Origin of the sequence: Teredinibacter waterburyi (assembly GCF_001922985.1) — a bacterium.
In the GTDB taxonomy this organism is placed as follows: domain Bacteria; phylum Pseudomonadota; class Gammaproteobacteria; order Pseudomonadales; family Cellvibrionaceae; genus Teredinibacter; species Teredinibacter waterburyi.
Window position 1 is genome coordinate 48,802 of sequence record NZ_MRUH01000167.1, and the last position, 25,601, is coordinate 74,402.

20 protein-coding genes are annotated in these 25,601 nt (G+C 48.8%); 6 read left to right on the top strand and 14 right to left on the bottom strand.

What is annotated here, in order from left to right:
- Positions 1–54: 54 nt before the first annotated feature.
- Positions 55–456: an MAPEG family protein gene (locus IDZ20_RS13665; protein WP_188151998.1), complete on the top strand. Its 402-nt coding sequence runs from the start codon at positions 55–57 to the stop codon at positions 454–456.
- A gap of 67 nt (positions 457–523) precedes the next feature.
- Here the strand turns inward: IDZ20_RS13665 and IDZ20_RS13670 are convergent, their stop codons facing one another.
- Entirely contained in the window at positions 524–1,768 is a 1,245-nt protein-coding gene (locus tag IDZ20_RS13670) for a BaiN/RdsA family NAD(P)/FAD-dependent oxidoreductase (protein ID WP_188151999.1), read from the bottom strand.
- A gap of 289 nt (positions 1,769–2,057) precedes the next feature.
- Here IDZ20_RS13670 and IDZ20_RS13675 point away from each other — a divergent pair, with 289 nt between their 5' ends.
- On the top strand, positions 2,058–4,163 hold the full coding sequence (locus IDZ20_RS13675) for a TonB-dependent receptor (RefSeq protein ID WP_188152000.1): 2,106 nt from the start codon (positions 2,058–2,060) through the stop codon (positions 4,161–4,163).
- A 392-nt stretch (positions 4,164–4,555) separates the two neighbouring features.
- On the opposite strand, the gene IDZ20_RS13680 is transcribed toward IDZ20_RS13675, so the two are convergent.
- From IDZ20_RS13680 to IDZ20_RS13695, 4 genes are read right to left on the bottom strand one after another with little or no spacing between them, the layout of a single operon-like run.
- A complete protein-coding gene (locus IDZ20_RS13680) occupies positions 4,556–5,734 on the bottom strand; it encodes an ABC transporter permease (RefSeq protein ID WP_188152001.1) in 1,179 nt (392 codons plus the stop codon).
- Between the two features lie 16 nt (positions 5,735–5,750).
- Positions 5,751–6,914: an ABC transporter permease gene (locus IDZ20_RS13685; RefSeq protein WP_188152002.1), complete on the bottom strand. Its 1,164-nt coding sequence runs from the start codon at positions 6,912–6,914 to the stop codon at positions 5,751–5,753.
- On the bottom strand, positions 6,911–7,606 hold the full coding sequence (locus IDZ20_RS13690) for an ABC transporter ATP-binding protein (protein WP_188152003.1): 696 nt from the start codon (positions 7,604–7,606) through the stop codon (positions 6,911–6,913). Before IDZ20_RS13690 ends, IDZ20_RS13685 begins: the two co-directional genes overlap by 4 nt.
- Before the next feature lie 53 nt (positions 7,607–7,659).
- Positions 7,660–8,706 carry an efflux RND transporter periplasmic adaptor subunit gene (locus IDZ20_RS13695; protein WP_245792332.1) on the bottom strand — a complete coding sequence of 349 codons (1,047 nt, stop codon included), beginning with the start codon at positions 8,704–8,706 and terminating at the stop codon, positions 7,660–7,662.
- A 262-nt stretch (positions 8,707–8,968) separates the two neighbouring features.
- Here IDZ20_RS13695 and IDZ20_RS13700 point away from each other — a divergent pair, with 262 nt between their 5' ends.
- Complete coding sequence (locus IDZ20_RS13700) at positions 8,969–9,346, top strand: response regulator (protein WP_188152004.1); 378 nt, start codon at positions 8,969–8,971, stop codon at positions 9,344–9,346.
- Here IDZ20_RS13700 and IDZ20_RS13705 read toward each other — a convergent pair.
- The 4 genes from IDZ20_RS13705 to IDZ20_RS13720 all read right to left on the bottom strand — a co-directional run bounded on the left by IDZ20_RS13705 (position 9,317) and on the right by IDZ20_RS13720 (position 14,014).
- Positions 9,317–10,141, bottom strand: coding sequence for a 4'-phosphopantetheinyl transferase family protein (locus IDZ20_RS13705; RefSeq protein ID WP_188152005.1), 825 nt, complete (start codon positions 10,139–10,141; stop codon positions 9,317–9,319). The genes IDZ20_RS13700 and IDZ20_RS13705 overlap by 30 nt on opposite strands.
- 29 nt (positions 10,142–10,170) lie before the next feature.
- Entirely contained in the window at positions 10,171–11,982 is a 1,812-nt protein-coding gene (locus IDZ20_RS13710) for a GGDEF domain-containing protein (protein WP_188152006.1), read from the bottom strand.
- A 112-nt stretch (positions 11,983–12,094) separates the two neighbouring features.
- Positions 12,095–13,054 (bottom strand): thiol:disulfide interchange protein DsbA/DsbL, encoded by a 960-nt coding sequence (locus IDZ20_RS13715; RefSeq protein ID WP_245792333.1) that lies wholly within the window; start codon positions 13,052–13,054, stop codon positions 12,095–12,097.
- A gap of 303 nt (positions 13,055–13,357) precedes the next feature.
- The gene (locus IDZ20_RS13720; protein WP_188152007.1) at positions 13,358–14,014 is read right to left on the bottom strand and encodes a c-type cytochrome; all 657 of its coding nucleotides are present in this window, start codon (positions 14,012–14,014) and stop codon (positions 13,358–13,360) included.
- A gap of 198 nt (positions 14,015–14,212) precedes the next feature.
- Here IDZ20_RS13720 and yihA point away from each other — a divergent pair, with 198 nt between their 5' ends.
- Together yihA and IDZ20_RS13730 are read left to right on the top strand one after the other, a co-directional pair.
- Positions 14,213–14,920, top strand: coding sequence for a ribosome biogenesis GTP-binding protein YihA/YsxC (gene yihA / locus IDZ20_RS13725; RefSeq protein ID WP_188152008.1), 708 nt, complete (start codon positions 14,213–14,215; stop codon positions 14,918–14,920).
- A 488-nt stretch (positions 14,921–15,408) separates the two neighbouring features.
- A complete protein-coding gene (locus IDZ20_RS13730; protein ID WP_188152009.1) occupies positions 15,409–16,854 on the top strand; it encodes a cellulase family glycosylhydrolase in 1,446 nt (481 codons plus the stop codon).
- 440 nt (positions 16,855–17,294) lie between these two features.
- Here the strand turns inward: IDZ20_RS13730 and IDZ20_RS13735 are convergent, their stop codons facing one another.
- The 5 genes from IDZ20_RS13735 to IDZ20_RS13755 all read right to left on the bottom strand — a co-directional run bounded on the left by IDZ20_RS13735 (position 17,295) and on the right by IDZ20_RS13755 (position 23,194).
- The gene (locus IDZ20_RS13735; protein ID WP_188152010.1) at positions 17,295–18,293 is read right to left on the bottom strand and encodes a potassium channel beta subunit family protein; all 999 of its coding nucleotides are present in this window, start codon (positions 18,291–18,293) and stop codon (positions 17,295–17,297) included.
- A gap of 197 nt (positions 18,294–18,490) precedes the next feature.
- Positions 18,491–19,714, bottom strand: coding sequence for a lactonase family protein (locus IDZ20_RS13740; protein WP_188152011.1), 1,224 nt, complete (start codon positions 19,712–19,714; stop codon positions 18,491–18,493).
- Positions 19,714–20,904, bottom strand: coding sequence for a mannonate dehydratase (gene uxuA / locus IDZ20_RS13745; protein WP_245792334.1), 1,191 nt, complete (start codon positions 20,902–20,904; stop codon positions 19,714–19,716). The genes IDZ20_RS13740 and uxuA overlap by 1 nt, the downstream gene beginning before the upstream one ends.
- A gap of 30 nt (positions 20,905–20,934) precedes the next feature.
- A complete protein-coding gene (locus IDZ20_RS13750) occupies positions 20,935–21,492 on the bottom strand; it encodes a gamma carbonic anhydrase family protein (RefSeq protein ID WP_188152012.1) in 558 nt (185 codons plus the stop codon).
- A gap of 283 nt (positions 21,493–21,775) precedes the next feature.
- Positions 21,776–23,194 carry an HD-GYP domain-containing protein gene (locus tag IDZ20_RS13755; RefSeq protein WP_188152013.1) on the bottom strand — a complete coding sequence of 473 codons (1,419 nt, stop codon included), beginning with the start codon at positions 23,192–23,194 and terminating at the stop codon, positions 21,776–21,778.
- Positions 23,195–23,551: 357 nt separating this feature from the next.
- On the opposite strand from IDZ20_RS13755, the gene prlC reads away from it, so the two are divergent.
- Positions 23,552–25,591, top strand: a complete 2,040-nt coding sequence (gene prlC, locus IDZ20_RS13760) for an oligopeptidase A (RefSeq protein ID WP_188152014.1) — start codon at positions 23,552–23,554, stop codon at positions 25,589–25,591.
- Positions 25,592–25,601 lie beyond the last annotated feature (10 nt).

Here is a 25,601-nt window from a genome sequence, read left to right on the forward strand (position 1 = left end):
AGGTCGGTGTGATAAACGGCCGAGATAAGACTAAAATTAATAACAGGTGTCATTATGATTTACCCAATGTTTGCCATGATCTTACTTACAACTATCGTTGCTGTTATAGCGGTTAGCTGTAGATTTAACAGTGTAAAATCTGGATCGGTGCCAATCAAATACTATCGACTTATGCAGGGCGACAAGATTCCAGAAGTTATCACCAAAACCACGCGTTGTGTGAATAACATGTTTGAAGTGCCCATGTTATTTTACGTGGTTTCCACTCTGTATATCGCACTTCATATAGAAAGTCTGTTGGCGATTATTCTCAGCTCGATCTTTGTTGGTCTTAGGTGTGTGCAGGCCTACATCCATTTAACCTACAACAATGTTGTGCATCGCATGCTAGCATTTTGGTTTGGACTTATATGTGTACTATTATTGTGGGTTAATCTTTTAGTGTTGCAAATGTAATCTAATCTTTTGTCTTCTTGCCAACTGCATTACCTAGCGGTAATTTCAGCTTCATTCGTATTTTGATTTACACACTTAACCCTGCACAGTAGCCGCTCGCCCATGCCCACTGAAAGTTAAAGCCGCCAAGCCAACCGGTAACGTCTAGCACTTCGCCGACAAAGTATAGGCCGGGTACTTTTTTGGCTTCGAAGGTTTTGGAACTTACTTCATCGGTATGAATTCCGCCCAGTGTAACTTCCGCGGTGCGGTAGCCTTCTGTTCCGGAGGGAATTATTTTCCAGTGATGAAAGTCTTGTTCTAGCTTGGTGATATCCGCAACGCTAAGCTGCTGTACGGGCTTGGTCATTATTTCTTCGCTCAACCAAATACTGACAAAACGTTTTGGTAGCTTTTGCGCTAGTAGGTTTTTAAGCTCTTGTTTATTGCCTTGCTCGCGCCACTCGTTAATTAGCGCCGTGATATTGTCGCTAGGCAAGAAATCGAATTCGACAGGCTGACCCAACTGCCAGTAATTAGATATTTGTAAAACCGCTGGGCCACTTAAGCCGCGATGGGTGAATAGCATGGCTTCGTTAAAGGCGATTTTCCGGCCGGCCGAATCACAACTTAACGTGCAATCTATAGCTACCCCCGCCAGCGGCTGTAGTTTTTCGAGCCACTTCCCCGAAAGCGTAAAAGGCACTAATGATGCCCGCCTCGGCAATAGTTTTAAACCGAACTGTTCCGCTATTTGATAGCCAAAGCCACTCGCACCCATGGTTGGAATAGATAGGCCGCCACTGGCAATTACCAGTGATGCGCAGGAAAATTTTCCACAGCTTGTCTCTAGATTAAATCTATTTTCATCAGCGTCAGTGCCATTTTTATTGCCAGCGTCCACCTGATTTCGATCGCTTTCATCCCGCCGCGCTACGCTGGAAATTGTGCAATCTGTAATTCTTTTAACCTTGCCCTTGTCACATTCGGCAAACAACATCTGCAAAATATCGTTGGCTTTGTTGTCGCAAAAGAGTTGCCCTAAGGTTTTTTCGTGATAATTGATTTGATAGCGATTGACCAACTCGATAAAATCCCATTCCGTGTAGCGACTTAACGCCGACTTACAAAAATGCGGATTGCTACAAAGGTAGTTGCTAGGCTCTAAATACATATTGGTAAAATTGCAGCGCCCACCACCAGACATCAGAATTTTTTTACCCATTTTATTGGCATGATCGAGCAGTGCCACGCGTTTACCCTGCTGACCAGCGGTAGCCGCACACATTAAACCCGCGGCACCGCCGCCGATAACAATGACATCAAAGTGCATTTTAGATCCTCAAAGATCGGTATTTGATTACAACAGAACGGTTTCTAAAATATTACTAGGCTAGAAGTGGCCTGTGGGTTCAACTCACCTTTTATACCTTGGCGATTGTAGAAGCTGTAGCTTTTCGCCCGAGATCACGTTACCACCAGGCTAAAATAAGCCGGTTAGCTTAACACGAACTCAGCGCTTCCCCTGGCAGTTAGGTAGCTCGCCATTTAACCTTATAGCGATAGGCAACAAGGTATAGTAGACCATTAACTTAATTCGTTTTGCTCGGAAGCTAATCATTGTGTTAACGCCCAGTCGTACTGCCCTAGCCATTATTTCCGTCACTATACTCACAAGCCCGCTAATAACTTCGGTCGTTTTCGCGTCGGCAGATGAATCGATACAAACGCCTAGGTCGCAATCCGAAGCCTTAGAAACGGTGATTGTGACCGCTGACAGAGCGCCAAGCAAACGGCTTGCGCTTACCACCAGCGTTAGCCTAATTGATGCTGAGCAAATTGAAAGTGTTAACGCTGAACATTTGCAACAACTGCTGCAATGGAGCCCCGGCACTTGGGTCAGCCGTGGTGATGGCCAAGAACACCTCACGGCCATTCGCTCGCCGGTGTTTACCGGTGCTGGCGCCTGCGGCGCGTTTGCGATGAGCGAAGATGGTATCGCGCTGCGCGCCGCTGGGTTTTGCAACGTCAACCAGCTGTTCGATAGCCATTTTGAAGCAGCGCAGCGGCTGGAGGTTTTTCGCGGCCCAAATTCAGCGGTGAGCGGCAGCAATGCCGTCTACGGTTCTATTGATATTCAACTACCAGATCCTCTTACCGCCGAACAGGGTAAGGCGAAGCTAGACTTAGGCCCTAATGAATTTACGCGCTTGACCGTGAGCTCTCCTTTTTCGAACTCTACTGACGGAGCGCGCAATTGGGCGCAACTCACGCTTACCCACAGTGATAGCGCTCGCGCCGCCAGCGGTTACGATCAAGTAAAGTTCAGTCTCAAGAATAATGTCCAGCTCGGCGACGCCAGCGTCACTAATGGGATTAGTGTTAGCGCTTTAGACCAGCAAACAGCAGGCTACATCATGGGCGCGGATGCCTATAAAGACGATTCCTTACGCGCCGGCAACGTCAACCCAGAGGCTTGGCGCAAGGCTAGTGCGATGCGCGTCTACAGCCGCTGGCAATGGCGCAACGACGATTCCGTCACGGAGCTTACGCCCTACCTGCGCGCCAACCGGATGTCTTTTTTGATGCACTTCGTACCCTGGCAACCCGAGGAAGATAATGCTCATCAATCCCTTGGCTTACAGTTTTCGCACCGAGTACAACTAACCGAGACGGTTAAGGTTTCGCTAGGCACAGAGCTGGAAAAAACCCACGCAACACTTTCCGAGGTTCAAACAGAGGAGGCCCCTTTCTCGCCGGCGACCTTCCCCGTCGGCCGTCACTACGATTACAGCGTTAACGCCAACAACGCAGCGCTTAGCAGCGGCCTAGATTGGCAAGCGTCACCACGACTTAGTACGCAACTGCGATTGCGTTGGGATTACATGGCCTATGATCACAGTGATCACATCACCAGCTCGATTTGCGCGCCGGACGTTACAAACTGTCGCTTTTATCGCTTAGGCGATAGCCGTGATAGCTTTCAGAACGCCAGCTACAGGTTGGGCACCCAGTATTCACTTACCGCCAAACACAGTTGGTTTAACTCGCTGTCCCGCGGGTTTCGTGCTCCCCAAGCAAGCGAGCTTTATCGTCTGCAGCAGGCGCCAAGGGCTCAGCTTGAATCGGTTCAATTAGACGCAATAGAAACCGGCCTGCGGGGTGGCGGTTCGCGCTATTTTTATGAAATCAGCTTGTATGCAATGGTCGCCAACAATGGCATTTTTCAGAATAGCGAACGGGTCACCCTCAGTGGCGCGAAAACTTCCCACCAAGGCGTTGAGTGGGAATTTGGTTTATCGCTCGGCCCAGCGCTCAGTGTTCGGCTAAATGGCAGCTATGCACGCCACAAGTATCGTAATGCTCCCGACCTTCTGGGTTTAGGTGATAACAGCAACATTGAAGGTAACGACATCGACACTGCACCCAAGCTAATGGGCGCAGCGGTTATCGCGTGGCAACCTAATACAGGCTTGAAAGGTGAACTCGAATACACCAACGTCAGCCGTTACTTTCTCGACCCGGAAAACAGCTTTAGCTACCCCGGCCACCAGTTGTGGAATGTGAATTTACAGTGGTTGGAAATGGGCCCTGTACAGCTACAACTGCGGGTGAATAATTTGCTCGATACACGCTATGCAGAACGCGCCGATGTGAACTTTGGTGAGGAGCGTTATTTCCCTGGGGCGCGCCGCGAATTGAATATCGGCTTAAGCTATGCGTGGTAGCGCCTTATTGTGCCTATATACTCCGGCTAAATACGGCGGCTAATCTTCAGTTACATCTCAGACAAAGAAAAGGCGGCCTAAGCCGCCTTACAACACCATAATGGGTTCATATTCGAAAACTCCCTTTTCGTCGGCGTGATCCGTACGCCAAGTGCTACGTCCTTTTACGTTCCTTGTTACTCATAGTTGTGCCGCGCAATATCATCCTTGAGCTAATCACACCGCTAACCAATACGATGCTCGCACCTTCCTAGTGCTATGGGTTGGGGTTTCCATCCCTCCATCCCGGTGATGAGATAATGCGCTTGTGGGCCGTTGATAACAATTAGACCAAAGTCGGGTGTACCGACTTTGGTCTGTAGGACATTCACCAATAGCTAAGGCGAAAATGCTTAGGTTGCATTTTTAAACGCGATAACAACCGGTAGTCGCGCGGCCCTTAAGGCTGGAAAGAATCCGCCTATAAAACCAACGATTAAGGCTAGCTTCAAGCCACTGATAAAGCTGTCCGCGGAGAGTTTAAAATCGAACACCACCTGCGTGAAATTACCACTTAGGGTCGAAGTGGTAAGCCCATCAAAAAATAAATACGCGGCCAGTGAACCCAACACACCACCAATTGCCGCCAAGGCCAGTGACTCCACTAGCGTACCGATAAAGGCAGAAACGCCACTAAAGCCAATCGCCCGCAATGTTGCTATTTCCATAGATCGTTGTGCCACTGAGTTATACATAGTGTTTAAGGCTCCTGCCAATGCACCCAGGGCCATGGCAATTGCCAATGGCCAACCCAAATAAAAGATAACGTTAGTAATACCTTTAGATTGCTCTGCGTAGTACGCCACCTCGGTTTTTACATCCAAATTTAACTGCGGCTCGTTTTCGATATAGGCTTGAATCTCACTTACATCGCCAGGTGTTGCCAATTTCGCACGCAGTAGCTGTGCACTACTGCCGCGATTAAATTGGCTCTGTACGGTTTTTAGATCGCCCCAAAGCTCGCTGCCAAATACCGATCCACCAGCACTAAATACTCCCACAACGGTCCACTCACTTTGCCCTAATCGAACTTTTTTATTGAGTTCGAAGCCGCTAAATTCAGTTTGTACCGCCTCGCCAACCACCAGCTCGTTTCTACCCGGCTCAAACATACGACCTTCTACAATCGAGAAATTTTCGCGGAGTTCAACACCGCTCAGCTCTAAACCGCGCAAGGGTAAATTAACCGGCGTGTTTGTACTGCGTTTAGTACCATCGACAATCACGTAAAGTTCCGCCGATACCACAGGGCCATTCGCATCGCGACTAATACCAGGTGCGAGTTCCATAATATTTAACTGGTCACGCAGTAACACCGAACTCATTTCGCCCTGCGAACCGGCTCGCAGCATTACCGCGATCTTGTCACTCCCAGAAGTGTTTAGGGTTTTTTCGAAGCCGTTTGATAACGCCAAGAATGCGAGCAATACCGCCACCACAATTCCAACCGCAACTAAGGTGGCAATCGACATCCATATTCTTTGCGGTAAGCTGCGAATATTCATTGCAACCACCGCGACTATTTGAGCCATTAAAGATCCCACGGGCCTATCTCCTATTCAGTGCGTCAATGGTATTTAATTTCATTGCTCGCCATGCGGGCAAAATACCGGTAACCAAACCCAACACCAACATTAAACCCAGCGCTTTGAAAGCCACCATATCGGTGAGAACTAAATTCGGCAGCATAGATCGCAACTGCGGTGCCTGTGCCGCGCCGTTAACCAGCACATTAGCGACAAACAAACCTAAACAGCCGCCCAATAGTGCCAGCAAAATCGACTCACTCAATACCATTTTAAAAATGCGTGGCGCTTGAAAGCCGATGGTTTTTAACACCGCTATTTCGTTGGTTCGCTCGCGTACCGACAGTGCCATGGAGTTGCCCACAATAAATAGAATCGTAAAAAATGCGGCACCCACAATTGAGGTAATCATTAAACCTATATTGCCAAACTGTTCGACAAACGCTTTACTAAACTGTTTTTCGGAGGTGGTTTTGGTTTCCGCTGGGGAATTTGCGAACTGTGCGTCAATGGTTTTAGACACCTCATCATTCAAGGCCGGGTCTGTTGTTTTTATGGTTATCCAACCAATCCAGTCACCACCAAACGATTGCGTCTCAATAAAATATTTGTAATGGAGTAAAAAGTAATTGGTATCAAACTGTTCATCGTTACCTGTAAATATACCCATCACTTCCATTTCCCAAACGCTGGAACCATCTTTCTGGGTAAAAATACTTGACGAAACCGGCAGTCTATCGCCCACTTTCCAGCCAAGTGTTCTCGCCATTTGATCGCCTACAACAATACCAATGCGATTATTGAACCAAGCTTCGCGTTGCTCTGGCGCTAGCACAAACTCTTCATACACCTCTAAATAGCTTTCCGCATCCACGGCAAAACCTACCAACGGTTTTTGCGGATCTTGATAGTAGGCGCCAAACCAATTGGCATGGGTAACTGAAGCAACACCTTCAACCGCACGAACTTTGTTTACGTAGGCCAGCGGCATAGGCTGAGTAAAATTAATTTTATTGGTGACTATCATGCGCTGTTCTGAAGACAGCTCTACACCGGCATCAAAAGCCGCCTGTAGTGAGGCAAGTACACCAAACAATAGGAACGCAATAAAGATGGCAAAGCTATTAAGGCTTAACCTTAGTTTATTGCGGGTGAGGTTTTTTCGAATTAAATAGAAGTCACTCATGCCACTAGTTCCTTCTCGACAAATTCGCCTTTATCTAGATGCACACAGCGCTTGGCGTATTTCGCGGCGGCCGGATCGTGGGTCACCATCACAATAGTTTTACCAAAATCTTTATTCAGTAGCTGTAGTGTTTCTAAAATTTCTGTTGCGGTGGCGCGGTCTAAATCACCGGTCGGCTCGTCACACAACAGCAGGTCTGGGTCTGACACAATTGCACGCGCGATTGCCACACGCTGCTGCTGACCGCCAGAAAGTTCATCTGGTTTGTGTTTAGCGCGATCGGCCAAGCCAACCAACTCCAGTGCTGCGGCAACACTTTTTTTACGCTGCGAACTGCTCATTTTTTTCAGCAGTAATGGCAATTCAACATTTTTGGCGGCGGTTAGCATCGGCATTAAATTATAAAACTGAAAAATAAAACCAATGTGAGCTGCACGCCAATTGGCGAGCTGGCCCTCGCTGTATTTTTCGATGCCCTTACCAGCGTATAGAATTTCGCCTTTGGTGGGTTTATCCACACCACCCAACATATTTAGCAAGGTGGTTTTACCAGACCCCGACGGCCCCATAATGGCAACAAAGTCGCCCTTGTCTATCACCATGTTCAAGCCTTCGAAAATGGCGATGCTCTCTTTCCCTTTACTAAAACTTTTGCTAATGCTTTTCAGGTCAAATAGTCGTTCTGCGGTCATAGCGTTGTTCCTTATTCCTTGTAATGGGTGATGACTCTCAATTGTTTCTCGGGTTAGTAGAGCGCAACTTTTACGCCCATGTCCGGCAAAATTCGCGCGTCTTTGGTATCGATGAAAACGCGCACACGTACAGTGGCTTTAGCGCGATCTGCAGTTGGAATAATGGCGATGACGCTCGCGGGTATGTCCCAATTTGGATAGGCGTCGAGATTCGCAACCACTTTTTGTTGTTCACTTACACGGCCGATGTAGGCTTCATTCACATCGACTTCGATTTCGAGCGAATCCATATCAACAATGGTGCAAATGCCCGGGCTGTTGTAACCCCCAGGCGATACTATTTCACCCGGCTGTGCGTTCTTAAAGGTGACAACACCCCCAAACGGCGCGCGAATAATATGGTTATCTAACAGCTCTACCTGCCGTTCCACATTTAAGCTGGTGACCTTAAGTTCGGCCTTGGCACTAGCTAACGCCGCTTTGAGTTTGTCGGCATCCGCCTGTGCGCGACTGCGCTGTGCTTCGCTGGAATACTGGTCTATACCGAGCTGTTCTAGCCTCTTCAATACGCGTGCCGCTTCGCGCAGATCGGTTTCGATACTTACCACACGCTGTAGCTGTGATTGGTGCTGAGCCTTTGCTAACTGCCAATTCACTTTAGCGAGGGTTTGATCGAGCGTTGCAAGAACTTGTCCTTCGCTCACCAGCATTCCCTCTTCCACTTCAATCGTCGTAATCCGACCGGCAATTTCGGCGGCAACGGTAGAGATTCTTCGCGCGGTGATATAACCAGAGGCATTTAGAACCGGCTGCCCATCCGGCTCAGACGACACGCTCGCGGTGGAATCTATTCTCGGTTTTTCGACGTTATATTTGGTGCCAGAGATCGGCTTCGTGGCCGTTGCTGCAGGGTCGCTAGGGGCCTGGCTATTAGCACCTCGATTCAGTACTAAAAACCACATCATCAAGGCGACACTTATGGCAGTTAATACGACAGTGATTAACACAACAACTATTTGAGAAATGCCCGTCGACTCGGCGCTCGTGCTTTTGTCGATGGTTAATTGCTGCAAAAGATCGGATTTTGTTTTTGTGGTCACTCGAAGTCCTCTCTAGCTGGGAAGGTGTTTCCATTCTATTACTTTCAACCCTAGGCCGATGCTCTTAATCAACAGGTTTAGTGTGTAGGTTTTTGATCTAGGGCAACAGGGTGTATTGTCATCGGTTTGAATGACATTTGTCAGTAACGCGTACTGGTTATACTCGCTAAAAATGGAGTTACGCTAGGCTTCAGAAGTGGTCTATGCTTATTGTGCCACCCGCGCCAAATACGTCTAAAACAACCATGGAAAGCAACTAGCAATGACCAGTGACAACAGCGAAATCTCAGTATTGATCGTTGAAGATAACCCGGACAATCAGCAGCTCGCCACGTGGATACTTGAAGACGAAGGTTTCCGTGTTACCTGCGCCGATACGGCTGAGTCGGGTTTGGAATTGCTGGAACGAGAGGCGTTCAATATCGTGTTGATGGATATTTCGCTACCCGGTATGGACGGCAAAGAGGCGACCCGCGTTATCCGTAGTAATCCTCGTTTCGCAAACCTTCCAATACTCGCACTCACAGCTCATGCCGTGCAGGGTGAGCGCGAGTCTATAGAAGCCTGCGGCGTATCCGGGCTAGTGACCAAACCTGTTGATGAAGATGAATTACTCACGCGAATCCGCGAGCTTCTCTAATACTAAAGGCCTTACCTGACCGGGGCTGAGCCAATGATACGCCTTCAGTTCAAACGGCGTTGCGCGCGTATTTGGCAAGGTAATACTGATGATTTCGGTTGCCGACCCCTTAGCAATAACCGTTGGATCTTCCGCCGTTAACGCTACTCTGTCGCGCGACGTTCCATTCAACACTGCCGTGAAAGATTGAAAAATTTGCTGCGGCGCCTGCTCAACGCCAATCTTCCACGGTTGCTGCGACCGATCTAACTCTAACTCCAAACTCTTGCTTACCCGCATAATACTGCTATCGCAGTACTTCACTTGGCTTTCCACTAGGGTCCAGAGCAGAGTAAACACCCGTGCTTTTTCGCTATCACCGATCACTGCATTCACCTGCGCTGCCGTTACCTCGCCGAAATAGGCATTCGGATCGGCCCAAGGCGGCGTTAAGCTGGTGCGACGGCGATTGATCTCCTCAATATCCATACCGACATTTACCGGCGCGAACACCACACCAAGGGCACTGTTACAGTGAGAAATACTAAAATGTAGCTCGGGCAAGTCGGGGCAATAGGGCTTGCCATTATCGCTGTAAGCTAGGCTCACTTGACGGGGCGCAATACCGAGGCGTCGACCAAGTTCGGTCTTTACCATCCAGCGCGTGTATAAAAACTTAACGGCAACCGAGTCCCGGCATCGCTTTAAACGTGCCAGCTCTTGAGTATCGAGAATGCCTTCGGCCAAGACTAAGTCAGGCGCTTCCGGTAACAGCGATATGGGGCAAAACAACAGGCTTACGATGGTGCTGGGCATGGGCAGACAACTAAATACATGAGTCTCTATTATGCACGCGGATGGCTGTTATCGGCTACCACGCAACAATTACGGCCATTATCCTTGGCCTGATAGAGCGCTCGATCGGCGCGCGCAAAGGCCGATTCAACCGTGTCTTCCGGCACAAACGCGGCAATGCCAAAGGAAATCGTAATCTGTACGGGGTTTTCGTGAAACCTGAATGACGCCTCAGCAATGGCCTTGCGGATTTTTTCCAACACGATCAATGCTTGCTGGGCATCGGTTTCCGGCATCAAAATCACGAACTCTTCACCGCCGTAACGCGCTACAAAGTCGACCGTACGCAGGCGTGTAGAAATCAGCTTGGCAATAAGCTTCAAAACCTTATCGCCGGCTTGATGACCGTAGTTGTCGTTTATCTTTTTAAAGTGATCAATATCGCACACCGCCAGTGCAAGCGGCCGGCTATAGCGCTGAAAGCGACTCAATTCTTGGAAAGCGCGCTCGTTGTAGGCTTCGCGATTGGCGAGCGTGGTTAGGGTATCGTGGGTTGCTCTGTGGCGCTCTGCTTCTAACAGCGCTTTGGTTTTTGTAGATTCTTGTTCAATGCTTTTAATCCGCCCCACTAACCCTTTCAGCTGTATCGCTAAAGACTGCTCGGCATGCTTTTGTTGGGCCTGCTGAAAATCGAGTAGCGCATCCTGAATCACACTAAGGTGATTGGTAACGGCCTGCTTGAGGTTATCCAAAGAGTTCGACTTGGCCATCGAAGATTGGATGCTCTTAACATGATCAGTTACGGCATTGGTAAAGTCACTCGCCGCTGTCTGTTGGTCGCTCTCGCGCTCTAATGCGATACCCAAAACTTCACCAATGGCATGAAGCTCTTCGTTCACCTGCTGGAGATAGTTACTAAATTCTCGATCGACCTCAAGGTAACGCTGCATCAGGATATCTCGAATATCCTCCAAGGTTACCGCCAAAACATACCAATCCATGCCGCGCTCGATACGCAGGCGAACAATATCGACCTTGTGCTTTACCACCTCATTCGGCTCTATTTTTTCGATCAGATTGCGTAGCGTTAATTCAATCCGTGCAGCAACCTGCTGGTAGCTATCTTCGTCGAGCAAGCTACCGTGTTCGACGCCTTCAGCAAGCTGGCGCAAGCGAGTACTACTGAGGTTTACAAGCCCCTCGTCTGTGCCTTCGTCGAGCAGCTCGCCAGTTAGCGCTTGGCCACCCTTTGCACTGACAACGCCCGCTTTTGAATCCGATACAGCGCTCTGGCCTGAATGTAGTGAGGGGTTCGCCCCCGAGCTGGACTTGCTCAGCAGTTGATCGCCACCGCGTAGGCGTTGCCACAAGGATTGTGGTGGTGCCGTTGCCGCGCGAAGCGCGCTGCGCTGCAATTGCACCAACTCTTCAATTAACTCTGGGTAAACACGATAGCCGGTTAGTTTCTTATTTATATCTTTGCTGAACTGGCGGAGCGACTTCTCCACTCGGCCCGGCATGCGCAACACCAAAAACTGGTCGATAGCGCTGCGCAACTTAGCGGCAGCCGCAGCCGATTCGGCCGAACGGTTGCGCTCAAACTCGACCACAGCCTTTTGTACCAACTCCATTTGCGAAACAACCTCGGCGCCACTGGCACCGCGCATCTTATCTTTGAGCACTGTCAGCGCGGCATCGAGATGGCTATCGAGACCGGCCGCGGCGGCACTTACGTGAATCAAGGTTTTGCGCATCAAATCGAGCTGAAAAGCATGCTGCTTTTCCAAGCGTTCTTGCTGATCTAACGCGTTCAGGTACTTCTCTTTGTAACCAGCTGTGATATTGCCCGAGGTTTCAGCCATACCAGCCCTCTGTAAGTATTCTAATTAGCCTAATCTTACACTTTAGTTCATTTACTCAGCTGGCGCTGTTAAGACAAAAAAAAGGCCGCATCTAAATGCGGCCTTTTCGAGATTATTTACCCTGTTCTTTTTTGATCTTGTCGATCAAGTAATTGGTAACCTCAAACATCTGCTGGTGGCCGCCAGTCATACCGGAGGTCACTCGGTAGCGCCCGTCGACTACTAGCTCTGGCGTGCCGGCAATTTTAAAGCTGCGAGCGCGGGCATCCGCTTGTTGAATTTGGCTGTTAACGCCGAACGACTTAAAAGTTTTATCAAAATCTTCGCGCTCAACCCCAAGATTCACCACAAACATAGCCGCAATTTCCTTTTCGTTGAGCAAACGCTGGTGGCCAACATGAATAGAGGTAAACACCAATTCGTGTGCTTTATCCAATACTCCTAATGCTTTAGCTGTGTAATAAATACGCGCATAGTTCTCCCAGCTTTTATTGAATACCGCTGGGTTCTGCACAAATTCAACACCGGCTGGCATATTCGCCTTCCAAGCTTTAACCACAGGCTCGAAATGGAAACAGTGGATACAGCCGTAAGAGAAAACCTCAGTCACTTCAATTTTGCCAGGGGTAATAGTTTTCACCGGGGTTTCGAGCTCGATGTAGTCCTTACCGGCGACAAAGGTTTTTTGTGTAGTCACGGCGCTCTTGGCTTTAGCAACGGCCGATTCGGCTTTGCTAACAACACTAGTGGCCATATCCTGAGCGGCGTTTGTGGCATCAGCTTTAGCTTCTACTGCTGCGTCTTTCATAGAGTCCATCGAGGCGCTCGCCTTGTTGGCCATATCAGACGCTGTTTCGGTAGCAGTTTCTACCGCGTCAGTTGCCGCATCAGATGCAGCTTCAGCGGTTTCTTTCGCAACGGCTTTAGCCTTTTCGGAAACAGTGGCAACCGCTTGTTGGGTTTCTTGTTTTAGCTCTGCCATGGCAGTGCTGCTTTCTTGATCGGAACCTTTATCGGAACAACCAGCTAGCACCAGCGCCAATGCTAGTGTTGCGGTAGCTAGAATTCGCATGTTTAACTCCTGAAACCCTGTTGGGTTTTCGTAGATTTTATTATGGTTAGGACGAAACGGGAGCCATTATAACGCAGCCCAGATGATACGCCAGCGAACGGCTTGGTATTCGACGCGGAAGGCGTGCGGAGGTTCAACTATTTGTCGACTTACTATCGGTTGAGGGGCTTGGCTTATTGGGAGACGACTTTAGTGGATGACGAAGAAAGACACAAAAAAGGCAGCCGAAGCTGCCTTTTGTTTGATACCACTGAGGCCTACTGACTAAAACGTCTGGCCAGTGGCTCTAAGTGAATCGCGATCTTAGTTCAAACCAGAGATAAAGTTGGCTACCGCGTCTATTTCGGCATCACTCATATGCTGAGCAACGCCACGCATTGGCATGGCCTCACCATCGCTGGTGCGGTTGCCGGCACGGAAGTCTTTTAGCTGCTTAACAATGTAGTCTGCATGTTGCCCGCCCAAACGTGGGTAGCCAGCTGGGGCGTTGCCCAGGCCGCGCGGAGAGTGACAACCGCTGCAAGCTGGCACGCCAGATTCAGCGTTACCGGCGCGATATACCTTAGCACCCAACGCCAAGCCATCCACTTTTAAGCCGCTGTTAAGCTGTACAGTCTGCTTATTGGAGCCGCTTAACTGCATGGTTTTGCCCGCATAGTAGGTCGCGATATCGGCCAGATCTTCATCGTCTAACGCATCTAACTGACCCGTCATTTCTGGAACGCTACGTGCGCCAGACTTGATAGCCTTCAATTGCTGAAGAAGGTACTTTTCGCCCAAACCGGCAAGCTTAGGGAAGTTGGCCATTGCACTGTTGCCATCAGCCCCGTGACACGCAGCACAAGCTGCAGTGTAAGTTTCGCCATGGGCCGCATCACCAGCATTAGACAGGCCGCTGAAAGTGCCAGCCGCAGCAAACAGGCTTAGTGAAATCAAAGTGTTACGAATTCGGTTAGTCATTGGCATTTCCGTTATTAACTTCGTGTTCTGAAAAAGATGAGGCTAGTGCTTTCACGCAGAGGCGTTGCTACTGCTTAAATTCCTGTAGAATGGCCCACAAATCGCATTTTGGCCGTCGCAATTAGCCCTTCTGAAAAGTAGGCGCATTATATACACACTGCGCCGCCATCACATCATTATAAGAGTAGATACAGCCTTATGACGGCAATAAATTTCAGGTCCGCACAATTTTTAACCAGCGCACCAACAATCAAGGAGTGCCCAGAGGAAACTGGCGCAGAAGTGGCTTTTGCCGGTCGTTCCAATGCAGGTAAGTCTAGCGCGATCAACCGCCTAACCCAAAATCACAAGCTTGCCCGCACCAGTAAAACCCCAGGCCGCACCCAGCTCATCAACTATTTTAACCTCGATGAAGATGCTCAACAGCGCTTGGTAGACCTACCAGGTTACGGTTACGCCAAGGTGCCGCTAAAAACGAAAATCCTTTGGCAAAAACACCTTTCTGAATACTTACATGAACGCCAATCCCTAAAATGCTTAGTATTGTTGATGGATATTCGCCACCCAATGCAGGAATTCGACACCATGATGCTTAACTGGGCCGTCGATGCCGAAATGCCTGTTCATATTTTACTGACTAAAGCCGACAAACTAACTCGTGGCGCCGCTAAAAATGCACTATTTGCGGTGATAAAGACACTAAAAGAAGCGAACATAACCGATCTTGTTACAGCGCAGACCTTTTCGTCACTGAAGGGCGATGGCGTTCCCGAATTAGAGAAGGTACTAAAATATTGGCTGAAGCTGGACACTGTCGATACTAGTCACACAGGCCAAATGCCTATAGATGCCATCGATACCGACAACCACGATTCACAGGATATCGATCCTGACAACAACCCCTAGCCTAGCCAGTCGCAAATTATGCCGGCTAGCTCTCCTTAATTCTTAAACGCACATTAAAGCTTCGGCATTAATGGCACCTCGATCTCGCCGAGCGCTGCTCGGCGTGCTGACCGCTTCTATTAACGTCGCTCGCCTCCGGTACACCTACAGCCCGCAAATAAACCACTTACTAGCCTGAGCCTAACTACACGCCCCCAAACAGCCAGAATGGCGTCTCAAATAACATACTAAGCACATCAACGCAATAAAAACTACGACTTTAGTACCTATCAAAATGATCTAAAAATACAGCTGTAATAGCCTAATATATATACTATACGGCGCTTAATTCATCTATACTCGAAATTAAGTGTGATATATATCACACATATCTGATTTTCGACAGAGGCTTTATCACGTAGGCTCTAGAGTGTTTTTCATGCTTTAGTGCCAATATTGTAACGCGTGTATTTTGGCCGATAAAACTACAATAACGAGAGGAAACCTAGGTGAATTTAACTAAATCTTTGGCGCTAACAAGCGCCCTACTATTCTCATCAGCGGCCTTCGCCGCCGTACCCCCATTAACCGTTGAAGGCAATAAAATACTCAGCGGAGGCGCAGCCAAAAGTTTCGCCGGTAACAGCTATTTTTGGAGCAATAATGGCTGGGGCGCCGAAAAGTTTTATAACGCCGATGTTGTAAGCTGGCTTAAACAAGACTGGAATTCGTCTCTTATCCGCGCCGCCATGGGCGTAGAGGATAATGGCGGCTATTTGGATGACCCCACGGGTAACTTAAACCGCGTAACGAAGGTTGTCGACGCAGCGATTGCCAACGACATGTATGTGATTATCGATTGGCACTCGCATCACGCAGAGGATCACAAATCAGAAGCCATCAGCTTCTTCGAACAGATGGCCAGCCTTTACGGCGACTACGATAATGTCATTTACGAAATCTACAACGAGCCTTTACAGGTATCCTGGAGTAACACCATCAAGCCTTATGCAGTTGATGTAGTTAAGGCTATTCGCGCCATAGATCCAGACAACCTTATTATTGTCGGCACTCCAGTGTGGTCTCAGGATGTGGACGTCGCCTCTGCAGACCCTATTACAGGTTACGCCAACATCGCTTACACCATTCACTTTTATGCCGGTACACATGGCGAAAGCTTGCGCAGTAAAGTACGTACCGCACTGAACAATGGTGTTGCGGTATTCGCGACAGAATGGGGTTCGGTGAATGCCGACGGCGACGGCGGTGTTGCTGAAGCTGAAACCAATGCCTGGATGGACTTCTTCAAGCAAAACAATATCAGTCACGCCAACTGGTCGATTACAGATAAAGCGGAAGGTGCATCGATTCTCAACCCTGGTGCGAGCACCACCGGCGGCTGGTCAAGTTCGGAACTGACCACGTCGGGCAAGTTTGTGCGCAACTTGATATCTGGCTGGGGTACGACTGCTGGGGCTGGCTCGTCTAGTTCAAGTTCCTCTAGTTCGTCAAGTTCTAGCTCTTCCGGCTCAGCTTCTAGTGGCGTACAGCAGTGTAATTGGTATGGAACCCTTACACCCGTTTGTAGCAATACCAGTAGTGGTTGGGGATACGAAAATGGCGCCAGTTGTGTTGCCAGTAGCACCTGTTCTGCTCAGGGTGGTGGCTACGGTTTAGTCGACGCTGCGACTGGCTCAAGTAGTTCATCGAGCTCTAGTAGCTCCTCTAGCTCCTCTAGCTCAAGTAGCTCAAGTAGCTCTTCAAGTTCTAGCAGCTCAAGCTCTTCCAGTTCCAGCAGTAGTTCAAGCTCTTCCAGTTCATCTGGCGGCAATACGTCCGGCGGTGTGTGTGACTGGTATGGCTCGAATGTACCACTATGCGAAGTCGCTAGCACCGGTTGGGGCTGGGAGAATCAAGTAAGCTGTATTTCGGTTAGCGCTTGTAACAACCGCTAATCTATTAGTTAAGCAACAATGCTAAAAGCCGGCGTAAGCCGGTTTTTTTCGTCTGTATCCACACTTTACATCGCCGCTCTCGCACATCCTTGTGCTTCACGGCATACGTACATCCACGCCGTACATCGCCGCTCTCGCACATCCCTGTGCTTCACGGCATACGTACATCCACGCCGTACATCGCCGCTCTCGCACATCCCTGTGCTTCACGGCATACGTACATCCATACCGTACATCGCCGCTCTCGCACATCCCTGTGCTTCACGGCATACGTACATCCTGTACATAAAAAAGCCCCGCCAGAGGGGGCGGGGCTAAGAGTCACTTTGGGAAGCTAGATCAATAAATCTGGAGAAAACTTCATGTACCTACTAGGTACACTTAATATGACCCAAGGCTTTATCAATAAGTTCAAAAAAGTTTCGCAAGACCGAAAAAATCTAAATCAGCTCCCAGCGAACCGGTTCGTCGGGGCGGTTTTGAACGATGTTTTCGATACGCTCGTTCACTTCGGCGGTAATTTTCTCAATAGCTTCAAGCGCTTTAACGTTATCGACTAGTTGTGCGGTGCGGGAAGCACCCAGAATAACGGTACTCACATTGGGGTTTTTAAGGCACCAAGCTAAAGCTAGGTGGTGTACCGGTACACCTATGTCCTGCGCCACTTCACTGAGGGCTCGGGTTTTTTCGATTTTCGACTGACCTTCTTCAGACTCATACATTTCTTTCAGCCATTCGTAACCGGGCAGGTTAAGGCGACCATCACTACCAATACCCTGATTGTACTTGCCGGTTAATACACCGCTTGCCAATGGCGACCAAACAGTTGTACCCAAGCCAACGCCGGTATAAAGATCACGATATTCATCTTCCACGCGGTTTCGCTCAAACAGGTTGTACTGTGGTTGTTCCATGGTAGGCGGCGTTAGGTTGTCGCGACGAGCTACATGGTGCGCTTCCATAATCTGCTGAGCGCTCCACTCGGATGTTCCCCAATAGATCACTTTGCCCTGCAAGACCAAGTTGTGCATGGCACGCACGGTTTCTTCAACGGGTGTATCCAAGTCTGGACGGTGGCAAAAGTAGAGATCGAGGTAATCCACCTGTAGACGTGTCAATGCGGCATTGCAGGCATCGGTAACATGTTTGGCGCTTAAACCTAATTGAGTAGGTTTTTTACCACCCCAAAAGACCTTGCTGGAAACACAGAATTCATCTCGTGGCAGGCCCAAGTCTTTGATCGCGTTACCCATTACGATTTCAGACTCACCCGCTTCGTAGCCCTCGGCATTGTCAAAAAAATTAATACCCAAATCGAACGCCGTTTTGATCATATCTTTCGCCAAGCCTACATCGACTTGCTTGCCAAAGGTTACCCATGAACCCAGAGATAGTGCGCTGACTTTAAGGCCGGACTTGCCGAGTTTACGATATTGCATAAGGTGGTCTCACTTGGGAAAAAAGAATCGATTTTACAGGGCTAGGCGTAAAGGTAGGGTTAGCTCCACAGTTCAACGGCCCGTTACGCGTTTAAGTCGTATCAGCAGGTGTGAACCATTTACTTCGGGCTCGCTAAGCTATGTACCTATATCCGCTCGAGGTCTAATCCTAGACGGAGGCGACGCCCCCACCGGTTTTATTTTTCTTGCCAGAGACCAATATAAGTCGGCTGACCAAGGTCCCATTTGCGGCCGCTAAAGCTCAACAAGCCATCACTGTTAACATCCAGTAAAACCAGCGAGTTACTTTCTTCGTTTACAACGAACAGTACCTTGGCGTCATCCAATAATAAAAATCCGCGCGGCCATTTCCCTTGGGTCGAAAAGGTTTGGCTTAAGCTCAGCCCGCCGTCAACTGCCACTTGGAAAACTGCAATGGAGTTGTGACCGCGATTGCTCACGTAAAGATGTGCGCCATCTGCCGATAATTGAATGTGGGCCGATTGCGAGTGCTCACTAAAGTCGCGGGGCAAACTCGATAAATTTTGCTGCTCCACAAATTCACCCGACGCCGTAACCCTTACCACGCTAACGGTATTAGCGAGCTCGTTGACAATGTAAGCGTGACTACCGGCTTTATCAAAAACCATGTGCCTAGGGCCAGCACCTGCGGCGGCTTTAAACGCAACAAAGCCCTCGCCAAGCTCGCCGTTCACAGCGTTGAATCGATAACCCATTACGGTGTCGATACCTAAATCGACTGCATACAAAATATCGCCCGTATTATTCCAGCCTACCCAGTGTGCGTGGGGGGCTTCTTGTCGATTTTTGTTGGGGCCGTTACCGCGATGTTGACGCAGTTGTGGTTCCGACGCCGGAACGCCGGTTTCTGTATCCACCTTAAAAACAGCAAGATTGCCGCCCATGTAATTACCGACCGCAAGGTATTGCATATCTGGGCTGAGTGCGGCGTGGCAGGGAGATGCACCGCCGCTGGCTTTGCTATCAATTAAACTCGCTCGTGGTTTTTCACTAAACCATCGAAAACTATTGAGTTCACCTGGGTCTTTTTCGTCTACGGCGTAGACGGTTTGATTACTAGGGCTAAGACTCAACCAAGATGGATTATGGGTCTTTGCAATCAATACCGGTTCACCCAAATTTTTTGTGCTTGCATCAAAACCAACCGCGTAGATTCCTTCGCTAAGCGGTAAGGGCTTACCATCAGCGTCTAGGCTTGGCGCTGCGGGAGTGTATGAACCGATCAACAAGGTATGAGTGATATCTAATTTTTCCATAGCATGTGGACTTGATGGATCGCTGACCGTGGCAGCGGGCTTCTGTTGGCAGCCAGAAACTACAGCCGCTATTAATAGCGTCGGTAATAAAACGCGACGTACTTTCAAACAAAAATCAATCATTAGGCAACCATTCCCCGCGCTATCCCCAATTCCAAGCCGCGCAATTCGGCCAAGCCTTTAAGTCGACCGATGGCGGAATAGCCTGGATTCGTTTTCTTTTTAAGATCATCCAATATTTGGTGGCCGTGATCGGGGCGCATCGGTATCGATACGTTACGCGCTCGCGACACCTGTAAAATCGCTTTAATCACCTCGTACATATCAATACTGCCATCGAGATGCTGGGCCTCGTAAAAGCTACCGTAATCTTCTCGTTGAGTATTACGCAGGTGAATAAACTCAATGCGTTCGCCAAAGGTTTTAATCATCTCGACCAAATTGTTATCGGCTCGAATACTAAAAGACCCCGCGCAAAAACACAGGCCGTTAGATTTGTTTGGCACTGCGCTAAAAATATCGGTGAGGTCCTGCGCAGTACTCACAACACGTGGCAATCCGTAAATGGCAAAGGGCGGATCATCGGGATGCACCACTAACTTAACCCCAACTTCGTCGGCAACGGGGCACACTTGTTTTAGAAAATAGATAAGATTTTGTTTGTATTTTTCCGGGCCAATATCGTGATACGCCATAATCGCCTGCAAAAACATTTCGGTAGAGAAGGTCACTTCACTGCCCGGCAAACCCGCGACTATGGTTTGCTCTAGGGCAATCTTATCTGCGTCGTTCAACTGCTGATATTTTTGCAACGCTAGGGTTTGCACCTCGGCGCTGTAATCGGCGGCGGCGTTTGGCCGCTGCAAAATATGAATATCGTAAGCGGCCACTTCAATCATATCGAACCGCAGTGCTTTACCGCCGTCGGGCATGGCAAAGTTAAGGTCGGTGCGCGTCCAATCCAACAGCGGCATAAAGTTGTAGGTAATCACTCCGACGCCACAGGCCGCCAGGTTGCGTAGGCTTGTTTTATAATTTTCAATATAGGTTTCGAAGCCGGCCGCTTGCGATTTAATATCTTCGTGTACCGGTAAACTTTCCACCACACTCCAGCGCATACCCGCCGCTTCGATTTCAGTTTTACGCGCCTGAATCTCTGCCACTTCCCACACCACACCATTCGCAATTTGGTGTAACGCACTCACCACGCCGCTACAACCCGCTTGGCGTAAATCACTTAACGTCACTGGGTCTTTGGGGCCAAACCAGCGCATGGTCTGTTCCATTAAATTAGCTTTAAACTGAACGTTCATGGTGGAACCTCGAAAAAAATTGTCAGTAAACTACGCGAGTGATTTTTGTTCGCGTAGATATTCGTTTTTAAGCGCTACATAGTTTTGTGCTGAATAACTAAAAAAGGCTTTTTCTGAATCTTTAAGTGGCCGCGCCTGTTTTACCGGGCTGCCAACGTAGAGATAACCCGACTCCAGTCGCTTGCCTGGGGGCACCAAACTGCCGGCGCCAATCATCACTTCATCTTCAACTACCGCACCATCTAATACTGTCGCACCTATGCCAATTAGGACTCGGCTGCCAATGCGGCAGCCATGCAAGCAAGCGCCGTGGCCGATGGTGACATCATCGCCGATAACCAGCGGATAACCTGCGGGATTATAGTCGCTCGCATGGGTAATATGCAGTACCGCATTATCTTGCACGCTGGTGCGCGCGCCGATCTGAATAGAATGCATATCGCCGCGAATGACCGCGCAAGGCCACACCGACACATCGTCCCCCAACGTGGCATCGCCGATAACCACGGCGCTGGGGTCAACAAAAACCTCAACCCCTAAGCTGGGCGACACGCCGCGAAATGGGCGAATATTATCGATGCTGCTCATGCTTAAACTCTCCAAATACGTCGGCTAAAGCCCAACAGGGCGACTAGCCTAATCAATAAGTAGGGAATACTAACACCTCCAGAACTGGAGCCGCTATCGTCATTAGAGTAGTCAGCGGGTACTAGAGCGTCATCGCAGGAACCGATCACTAGGGGTATTAGAGTATTGGTGCGTCGAAAAGTACACTGGGGTTTGTACAGCGGCTCGCGGCAAATAGAGCGGAACGAGAAGTTTAGGTGGGTTTTATTCCGAACGGAATACGGAACTTGTTATCGGCTACTAACTAATAGGTGATCCCAAATTCCAACGGTAACCTAAGTGCGCTTATCAATGCACCTTCACACATCTGCGCCGGCTGCACCTTTGCGATATTTCGAACAATATTCAGCGCTAGGGTGATACGGCCGTAGTGAGAATCGCTTTTAGTGCGAACAATTTCTGAGACATTACGCTTTAGGGTTTGATCTTTAAAAGCCGCTAACACACTGGCGGTAATGTCGTTAGCTTCTGGCTCTGAGATGGTTGCCGATAGGTAACTGCCCGCCTCAAAAGTTGCAATAAACGCGTGGATAATTTCGGTGTCGTAGCGGGGCTCTAAATCGCCTTGCCCCAAAACGAAGCCACAGGTCACTGCAAAAGCAATCCCTGCGCTGTAGTGTTCTAGTAATCCTAGATAAAGATCGCATAACCCCGAGATTTGCGCGATTTGCGGCATCTCATCTGCAAGTACTTTACATACCAGCGGGTGGCGCATTCTTGCGAGTGGGCCGGAACCGTCCTTAAACTCGTGATGTACCAACACGGCATTGAGCAGTTTTTGGGTAAGTATTGTCTGCGCAGAGCTCGTACTTTTCGCTTCGGTCAGCATTTCATAGCCAACTAAGGGGTGCATTATATCGAAGTCTGCAACCTCATCGTTCAGGCGCGCGTAGCCTAAATCTTTTAACAGGCCCAGACTCACCAACTGTTTTAACTCCTGCTCGTTCCAATTTAGTGATCGTGCCATCGCGACCATAAACAAAATTGCACCGTGATTAATCATTAACTTGTCCGCCCACTTTGACTCGCTAAGAATATCAAGATAGCTAACAATTACGTCGTCGAACTCTATTTGGTCAATGATATAAGTCACTGTTGCGATCAGCGAGTCGACGTCTAACTCTTCCAGTACTGGATATCGCTTCATCAATTTCGCAATCTGCGCTTCTAGGTTTCGCCAGTCCGAGACTGGTGTCTCCTCTTCCAGTTCAGGCTGAGCAATAGTGGCGAACGACACCACCTTCTCGCACTCCTGTTGAACAAACTCATCCAATTTGCCATCAATACTGCCGCTAAAAAAGAAATGGCAGTTGTTATGTTTATAGAGATCAATCTCTAACAAGGTTTCAATTACTTTTGGCACGAAACTTACGTTGCTTTGAATATAGGGCGAGCCCTGCAGCTGCTTTAGTAATTCATTTGGGGTTTTTATATGACCACCAATTCGATGAATTGGTACGATGCTGGAACAGCCGGAGGAAAATATTTGTTCGCGATAATAGCGCTCGGTGGATTCAATTGCGCCTTTTACCGAGCGATCTAACGCAGCAATATTACTGCGCTCAATGCTGGAATGGGTTCCGCTAGCTTGGCTGGATTTTAACCTTCCGGTTTTTAACTGACCGGATTCGGATTGCTGAGCACTTAAAGTCTTGTTTGTCACTATGTCGCCTTAGGTACCTGTCATTAACTAACATCGCATTTATAAAATGCCTCGGTACGGCTGAGGTTATTTTAGTGTAGTAGGTTAAATAGTATATATATCATCCAGCTTAGTTGTGTTTGTTATAGGCGTCCAAATTTCCTTGGCTTTTGTTTCTAACAAGTTAACCAAGGGTCTGTTAAGTTGATTAATTGGTGCTGCATAAGCCGATTTAACACTGTGATTAATTTATACTATCTGACTGATAAGGCCACTCGCCGTATGCATACTTTAATTAATGCGCAGTTTACACTTGTTTTTTTCCCTATTCGGCGCAACATTGCTAGTTAACTTACCTAAAAGAGTTATCTTTCATCCATGGCCAATCCCCTTCTGCAATCCCATCGTTTACCGCCCTTTAGTTCTATTTCTGCAGCTCAAGTTGTACCGGCTGTTGAGCAACTGATTAACGAAGCCGAAACTGAACTCAGCGAGCAGTTAGCCAATATCACATCGCCAAGCTGGGATTCACTTGCGCTGCCAATCGAAGAACGGCAAGACCGCTTAAGTAAAGCATGGGGGCCAGTTGGGCACTTAAACTCCGTCTGTAACAGCGACGAATTGCGCAAGGCCTATGAAGAGGGTCGACAGTTATTTACCGCCTATTACACAGGGATCGGTCAAAATGTTGCGCTTTATCAAGCCTACGAAGCGGTCAAAGACCGTCCCGATTTCACTCAGCTGAGTCAACCCCAACAGCAAACCATTAATAACGCGATACGGGATTTCAAACTTTCCGGCGTTGCGCTCGCGGCAAAAGACAAGCAGCGCTATGCCGAAATCCAAGCTAAGTTATCTCAACTGACTTCGAGTTTTTCCAACAATGTCCTCGATGCGACCCACGGTTGGTTCTTAGAAGTTAACAATGAATCAGAACTTAGCGGTCTGCCGGAATTCGCTGTTGCCGCCGCCAAACAAGCGGCAACCGACCGTGAACTCGACGGCTGGGTTTTTACCCTTGATGGCCCAGTGTATTCGACTGTCATAACCCAGGCCGACGACGCGTCACTGCGCGAAGCACTCTATCGAGGCTATAACACTCGCGCGTCTGAACAGGGCCCAACTGCAGGCCAGTGGGATAACAGCGATCTTATTGAAGAGATTATGTCACTTAGGCAAGAGCTAGCCGGTCTGCTCGGTTTTAACAACTACGCCGAACTTTCTATCGCCCCTAAGATGGCCGAGTCTACCGATCAGGTGATCGACTTTTTGCAAGACCTCGCCGAACGCTGCAAACCTTTTGCGACGCGCGAACTGCAAGAGCTGCGTGAGTTTGCTGCAGAAACGTTTGGTGTTACCGAGCTAAATGCTTGGGATATTCCTTACTATTCCGAAAAACTTAAGCAAGCGCGCTATAGTATTTCACAAGAAGAGTTGCGCCCCTACTTTCCCGTTGATCATGTTGTTACCGGCCTATTCCGTGTAGCCCACAGCTTGTTCGGACTCGAATTTGTAGATCAAACACCTTCTATAGAAACCTGGCACAAAGACGTTAAGTATTTCGAAATTCGCCGGGACGGCGAAGCCGTCGCGGGATTCTATTTCGATTTATTCGCACGCTCCGGTAAGCGCGGTGGTGCATGGATGGACGAATGCCGCGTGCGACGGAAAGTTGGTAACGAGATTCAGCTTCCGGTGGCCTATTTAGTTTGTAATTTTAATCCGCCCCTAAACGATACCCCGTCGTTATTAACACACAACGACGTGACCACGCTGTTCCATGAATTTGGTCACGGCATTCATCACATGCTTACAAAAATAGATGTCGCTGCGGTTAGCGGTATTAATGGCGTCGCTTGGGATGCGGTAGAACTACCCAGCCAGTTTATGGAGAATTTTTGCTGGGAGCGCGAGGTGTTGGAATTTTTATCTTCGCACTATAAAACCGGTGAACCCTTACCGGTCGACAAGCTCGACAATATGCTCGCCGCTAAGAATTTTCAGTCGGCGTTATTTATGATTCGTCAGCTAGAGTTTTCACTGTTCGACTTCAAACTTCATATGCTCTACGGCACTGACGCCTTCGTTGGCACGCAAGCCTTATTGGATGAAATTCGGCAACAGGTCGCGGTATTCTCGCCGCCATCATTCAATCGTTTCCAAAACAGTTTTAGCCATATTTTTGCAGGTGGTTACGCCGCTGGCTATTACAGCTATAAGTGGGCCGAAGTGCTTTCCGCAGACGCTTATTCCGCATTTGAAGAGGCGGGTATTTTTGATAGCGCCACCGGGCAACGTTACTTGAGCGAGATATTGGAAAAAGGCGGTTCCGACGAAGCCATGAATTTATTTAAGAATTTCCGTGGCCGCGAACCAAAAGTAGACGCTTTATTAAGACATTCGGGATTGAGCGCGTGAGCCAAGAGAA

Excerpts from the sequence above, each read along its gene's own strand:
- IDZ20_RS13665 (WP_188151998.1), top strand. The coding sequence starts at position 55 with ATGATTTACCCAATGTTTGCCATGATCTTACTTACAACTATCGTTGCT.
- IDZ20_RS13670 (WP_188151999.1), bottom strand. The coding sequence starts at position 1,768 with ATGCACTTTGATGTCATTGTTATCGGCGGCGGTGCCGCGGGTTTAATG.
- IDZ20_RS13680 (WP_188152001.1), bottom strand. The coding sequence starts at position 5,734 with ATGGCTCAAATAGTCGCGGTGGTTGCAATGAATATTCGCAGCTTACCG.
- IDZ20_RS13685 (WP_188152002.1), bottom strand. The coding sequence starts at position 6,914 with ATGAGTGACTTCTATTTAATTCGAAAAAACCTCACCCGCAATAAACTA.
- IDZ20_RS13690 (WP_188152003.1), bottom strand. The coding sequence starts at position 7,606 with ATGACCGCAGAACGACTATTTGACCTGAAAAGCATTAGCAAAAGTTTT.
- IDZ20_RS13700 (WP_188152004.1), top strand. The coding sequence starts at position 8,969 with ATGACCAGTGACAACAGCGAAATCTCAGTATTGATCGTTGAAGATAAC.
- IDZ20_RS13705 (WP_188152005.1), bottom strand. The coding sequence starts at position 10,141 with ATGCCCAGCACCATCGTAAGCCTGTTGTTTTGCCCCATATCGCTGTTA.
- IDZ20_RS13710 (WP_188152006.1), bottom strand. The coding sequence starts at position 11,982 with ATGGCTGAAACCTCGGGCAATATCACAGCTGGTTACAAAGAGAAGTAC.
- IDZ20_RS13715 (WP_245792333.1), bottom strand. The coding sequence starts at position 13,054 with ATGCGAATTCTAGCTACCGCAACACTAGCATTGGCGCTGGTGCTAGCT.
- IDZ20_RS13720 (WP_188152007.1), bottom strand. The coding sequence starts at position 14,014 with ATGACTAACCGAATTCGTAACACTTTGATTTCACTAAGCCTGTTTGCT.
- yihA (WP_188152008.1), top strand. The coding sequence starts at position 14,213 with ATGACGGCAATAAATTTCAGGTCCGCACAATTTTTAACCAGCGCACCA.
- IDZ20_RS13735 (WP_188152010.1), bottom strand. The coding sequence starts at position 18,293 with ATGCAATATCGTAAACTCGGCAAGTCCGGCCTTAAAGTCAGCGCACTA.
- IDZ20_RS13740 (WP_188152011.1), bottom strand. The coding sequence starts at position 19,714 with ATGATTGATTTTTGTTTGAAAGTACGTCGCGTTTTATTACCGACGCTA.
- uxuA (WP_245792334.1), bottom strand. The coding sequence starts at position 20,904 with ATGAACGTTCAGTTTAAAGCTAATTTAATGGAACAGACCATGCGCTGG.
- IDZ20_RS13750 (WP_188152012.1), bottom strand. The coding sequence starts at position 21,492 with ATGAGCAGCATCGATAATATTCGCCCATTTCGCGGCGTGTCGCCCAGC.
- prlC (WP_188152014.1), top strand. The coding sequence starts at position 23,552 with ATGGCCAATCCCCTTCTGCAATCCCATCGTTTACCGCCCTTTAGTTCT.